4 protein-coding genes are annotated in these 5,133 nt (G+C 48.7%); all 4 read left to right on the plus strand.

What is annotated here, in order from left to right; all coding sequences use genetic code 11:
* Nucleotides 1-1,304 (plus strand): histidine kinase dimerization/phosphoacceptor domain -containing protein (locus QCH34_RS06460; protein ID WP_300331960.1); only part of this gene is annotated, 1,304 nt, incomplete at its 5' end.
* Complete coding sequence (locus QCH34_RS06465; RefSeq protein ID WP_300331963.1) at nt 1,301-2,419, plus strand: response regulator; 1,119 nt, start codon at nt 1,301-1,303, stop codon at nt 2,417-2,419. The genes QCH34_RS06460 and QCH34_RS06465, both read left to right, overlap by 4 nt.
* Nucleotides 2,420-2,478: 59 nt before the next feature.
* Nucleotides 2,479-4,800, plus strand: coding sequence for a response regulator (locus QCH34_RS06470; RefSeq protein ID WP_300331966.1), 2,322 nt, complete (start codon nt 2,479-2,481; stop codon nt 4,798-4,800).
* A gap of 30 nt (nt 4,801-4,830) precedes the next feature.
* On the plus strand, nt 4,831-5,133 hold a 303-nt coding region (locus tag QCH34_RS06475), incomplete at its 3' end, for a response regulator (RefSeq protein ID WP_300331969.1).

Here is a 5,133-nt window from a genome sequence, read left to right on the forward strand (position 1 = left end):
ACCCCGCTATAGAAGAGGTATCCGGATATGCCCCCCAGGATTATTATGATGATCCCGGGCTTGCAACGAGGATTATTCATCCTGATGATCGCCCCCTCCTCGAGTCGTCCCTCTCCGAAGAGTCATCCGGGATACCCAGCAGATTCCGCTGGATTAGAAAGGATGGTGAGGTGATCTGGATCGAACAGCGGATTGTCCCGATTCATGATAAGGAAGGTGCCCGGATTGCAATCGAAGGAATTATACGTGATATTACCGGGATAAGGCAGGCAGAGCAGGAGGCGCTTCTTGAGACCGATACACGCTATCGGTCACTCTTTTCCTCAATGCATGACGGGTACGCACATCTTCAGCTGATCAGGGATTTTGATGGAAAACCATCAGATCTCAGGATAATTGAACTAAACCTCGCGATGGAGACGATCACCGGTCTTTCCTGTGAGGAGGCTATCGGCAAAACTCTCCTTGAGGCACTCCCGAATCTTGAAAAAGCCTGGATAGAACGGTTTCATGCAACAGCAGATTCCGGTGAGCCTCATATGGCTGAATACCATCATCCGGGGCTGGATACCGACTATGAGGTACTGGTTTACAGCCCGGGAAGAGGAGAATGTGCCCTCCTCTTCCATGATATCACCGAGAAGAAGAAGCGGGAGGAAGAGATGGCACAATCACTCCGGGAGAAGGAGACTCTCCTTAAAGAGATCCACCATCGTGTCAAAAACAATATGCAGGTGATCTCAAGCCTCCTCATGCTTCAGAGAGAGAATATGCCGGATCCAATGATGCGTGAACTCTTCAGGGAGAGTGAGAACCGTGTCTTCTCAATCGCACTTGTTCATGAAAAGCTCTATAGGTCAGAGAATCTCTCCCGTATTCATTATGGCGAGTACCTTGAGATGATGGGGGATCATATTCTGGCTTCACGGAATATCAGCTCTGAGATGATCACCCTGAAGATTGATGCATCTGATATCTATCTTCCAATCGATAATGCAGTCCCTCTCAGCCTGATCACCAATGAACTTCTGACAAACTCCTTAAAGCATGCGTATCCTGATGGAAGGAAGGGAACCATCAGGATCAATCTTCAGAAGAAAGGGGGAGATATCCTGTACCAGTTCAGTGATGATGGGATCGGTTTTCCGGATGAAATTGACTTTCAGAATACCACAACACTCGGGATGGAGCTTGTGAACAACCTTGTCATGCAGCTGATGGGCAAAATCTCGTTGTATCGTGACGGGGGAACCAGATTTGAGATCATCTTTCCCCTCAAACCCAATGGAGAGGATGAAGAATGAGTGAAGCAATCATAATGATCGTTGAAGATGAAGCCGTCACCGCAATGGCTTTGAAGAGAAGCCTGACGAATATGGGCTATTCGGTCTGCGGGGTCTTTCCAACAGGGGAACAGGCCGTAACGAAGGCAGCTGAACTGAAGCCTGACCTGATCCTGATGGATATCAAGCTTGCAGGGAAGATGACAGGTATCAATGCAGCCGCAGAAATCCGGGCAACAAGCACAGTTCCTGTCATTTACCTGACGGCATTTTCAGATGATCGGGTGGTGAATGCCGCAAAGGTGACCGGGCCGTTTGGCTATATCCTGAAGCCGGTCCGGGAGCAGGAGCTGAAGACGACCATCGAGACGGCATTGTACAAGCATGCGATGGATATGAACCTGAGGGAGCATCAGGAGACGATTCGTGTCCTTCTGAATGCAACGCCGGATATACACTTCTTAATCGATACTGAGAAATCGATCCTCATGGCAAATCAGGCTCTTGCAAAAAAAGCGGGAAAAACGGTGAAAGAGCTTGTTGGTTCAAATGTGTACGATCTGGTCTCCTCCGGCTACCTCTCCCCCAGGATGGCCGGCCATTCATTACAGCCCGGACAGAGCAAAGGAGAGTCATTTATCGAGCAGTTGAACGAGCACTGGTATGACGTCGGGATCTATCCTATCGCAAGTCCGAAAGGCACCATATCAAAATATGCGGTTCATATCCATGATATCACCCGAATAAAGGTGATGGAAGAGAAACTAAGGCAGAATGAAGAGTTTTTCAAGTCTATCATCGACGATGTTGCGGATGTTATCGTTATCCTGAATGATGATGGCACACTCCGGCAAAAAAGCCCTTCACTGAACAGATACCTCGGATATTCGGAAGATACGATCCCGGGAATGAGGCTCTGGAATTATATTCATGATGACAGCCTTGCGGTAATCGAGAAGCTCTTTCATGATCTCGGGAAAAACCCGCTTGGCGTTCAGCCCTTCTCTCTGGTCTTCAGATCAGCTGATGGAAAGCCGGTTTATATCCGGGGAATCCTCAGTGATCATTCCGATGATGCCGATTACCTCTTTGATGGTCTGGTGCTGACCGGATGGGTGAGAAAAGAGCAGAAATAATCGGATCTGAATCATTTGAAAAGATAGTATTATTTCCTGTGAATGCTGAAATCGTCTCTATGCCAAACTCCGTGGATTCTCCGATCAGGATTCTGTATGTTGATGACGAACCGGGGCTCCTGATCATCGGTAAAAAACATCTGGAGAAGAGCGGGGAGTTTCTGGTTATTGGTTGCGAGAGTGCCCTTGATGCGATAGCTCTCCTGAAAAAAGAGCACTATGATGCGATCATCTCGGATTTTCAGATGCCAAAATGCGATGGCATCTCATTTCTGAAATATCTTCGGGAGAAGGGAGATGAGACGCCCTTCATCATTCTGACGGGAAAGGGCCGGGAAGAGGTGGTGATCGAAGCACTGAACAATGGAGCAGACTTCTATCTTGAAAAGGGTGGAGATCTGAGGGCACAGTTTGCTGAACTCATCAATATTATCAGGTACGCTACATCAAAGAAGAGGAGTGAGGATGCACTCAGGGAGAGTGAGGAGCGGTATAGGAATGTCGTCGAAGATCAGACCGAACTGATCTGCCGGTTTGCTGCAGATGGAAGAGTAATCTTTACAAATGATGCCTATTGCCGGTATTTCGGGGTTCCCTGCAAAGAAATCGTCGGGAGCAGGTTCAAGCCGGTGATTCATCCGGATGATTCAGGGAAGGTTTATCGTCTCTTCTCTTCGCTCACAAAGGCTAACCCGAATGGAACTATTGACCAGCGGACGATCATGCCTGACGGACGTATCCTCTGGCAGCGATGGGACACAAGGGCGATCTTTGATGAAAATGGTTCAATACGGGAATTCCAGTCTGTCGGGCGGGATATCACCGATCTGATGGAACGGGATCTGGAACTGAAGAGGGCGAATGAAGAGATCCTTGCTGCATACGAGCAACTGACAGCGATTGAAGAGGAACTGCGGGTACAGTACGATGAGCTGAAGACAACCGAAACTGCTCTTCTGAAGAGCGAGGGTCTTCAGCGGCTTATCCTGCAATCGCTTCCTGATTTTCTGATCAGGTTTGATCGGGAAGGGACATATCTTGACATCCTCAATTATCAGGAAGATCTCCTGATTCTCCCAAAAGACGAAGTGATCGGCCGCCGGGTAACAGATGTGATATCCGGGGAGATTGGAGTTCAGATGATTCAGGGGGTCCGATCGGCAATTGACAGGAATGAATTACAGACCCTGGAATACACCCTCCCTGTCCCGGCGGGAATATGCCATTTTGAAGCAAGGATTGTTCCCTACACAGAGAATGAAGTGATCGCTCTTATTCGTGATATCACTGATAAAAGAAAGGCAGAGGAAGCGGTTATTGAGAGTGAAAAACGCTACCGGTCACTTTTTGAGTCAATGCACGATGGGTATGCCCTCCATCGGGTGCGTCCTGATCCGGATGATGGTGGTGCTGTTATTCACATTCTTGATGTCAATCCCTCTTTTGAAAAGCTGGTTGGAATGCCACGCGATCTGGTTGTCGGGAAGTTGCTCACCGACGTACTTCCGGAGGCAGATCCGCATCTCTTCGAACAGATTATACACACAGCTAAAACCGGAGAATCTGCGGTCTTTGAGATCCGGTTGAATGATCCCGTGCGCTACGTTTTCGTCTCTGTTTACAGCCCGGGAGCAGGTGAGTGTGCCACACTCTTCCAGGATATCACAGAAAAGAAGATGCGGGATGAAGAGACGAAACAATCTCTCAGGGAAAAAGAGATCCTCTTAAAAGAGATCCATCACCGCGTGAAAAATAACATGCAGGTGATCTCAAGCCTGCTGATGCTCCAGAAAGAGACGATCCCAGATCCGGAGATGAGGGAGCTCTTCTCCCAGAGCGAGAGCAGGGTCTATTCGATCGCCCTTGTTCACGAGAAACTCTACCAGTCAGAGAATCTCTCACGGATTGAGTATGGGGAATACCTCTCCATGATGGGGGAGTACATCTTCTCATCCCGCCAGGTGAGGACCGGGACGATTGCCCTTGATATCCATGCAGATGGTATCTACCTCTCAATCGACAAGGCCGTCCCGCTCAGCCTGATTACAAACGAGCTGCTGACAAACTCCTTAAAACATGCCTTCCCCGATGGCAGGAAGGGCACTATTACAATTAGAGTAGAGAAGAAGGAGAATACAATCATATACCGGTTTTCTGATGACGGAATCGGGTTTCCAGCTGATATCGACTTTGAGGATACCCAGACGCTCGGGATGCAGCTCATCACAAGCCTCGTCAACCAGCTGCTTGGGACGATAAATCTCAGGCGGGAGAAGGGCACTGCCTATGAGATCGTATTTCCGGTTGATCCGGATGGGGAAGAGTCCGGGGATTCAGAAGAAGAGAAGGCCGTTCAAACCGCTGGATTACAGAATAAATAGTATTATTTCTACTCACACCGATTCCTCTTCATGCCAGTCTCGGGTCCGGGATCTGCTCCGATCTCCATCCTCTATATTGAAGATGAACCCGCACTTCTGGAGATTGGAAAACTCTTCCTGGAGGAGGATCTGCTTCTTTCGGTTGTTACCTGTGAAAATGTTCCTGATTCGATCATTTTACTCAAAGAGCGGCAGTTTGATGCCATCATCTCAGATTACCAGATGCCGGGGATGAATGGGATCGATTTTCTGAAGTACCTCAGGGAGAAGGGTGATCGGACGCCTTTCATTATCTTAACCGGGCAAAGCCGGGAAGAGGTGGTGATCGAGGCT

Source organism: Methanocalculus sp., from assembly GCF_029762515.1.
In the GTDB taxonomy this organism is placed as follows: Archaea; Halobacteriota; Methanomicrobia; order Methanomicrobiales; family Methanocorpusculaceae; genus Methanocalculus.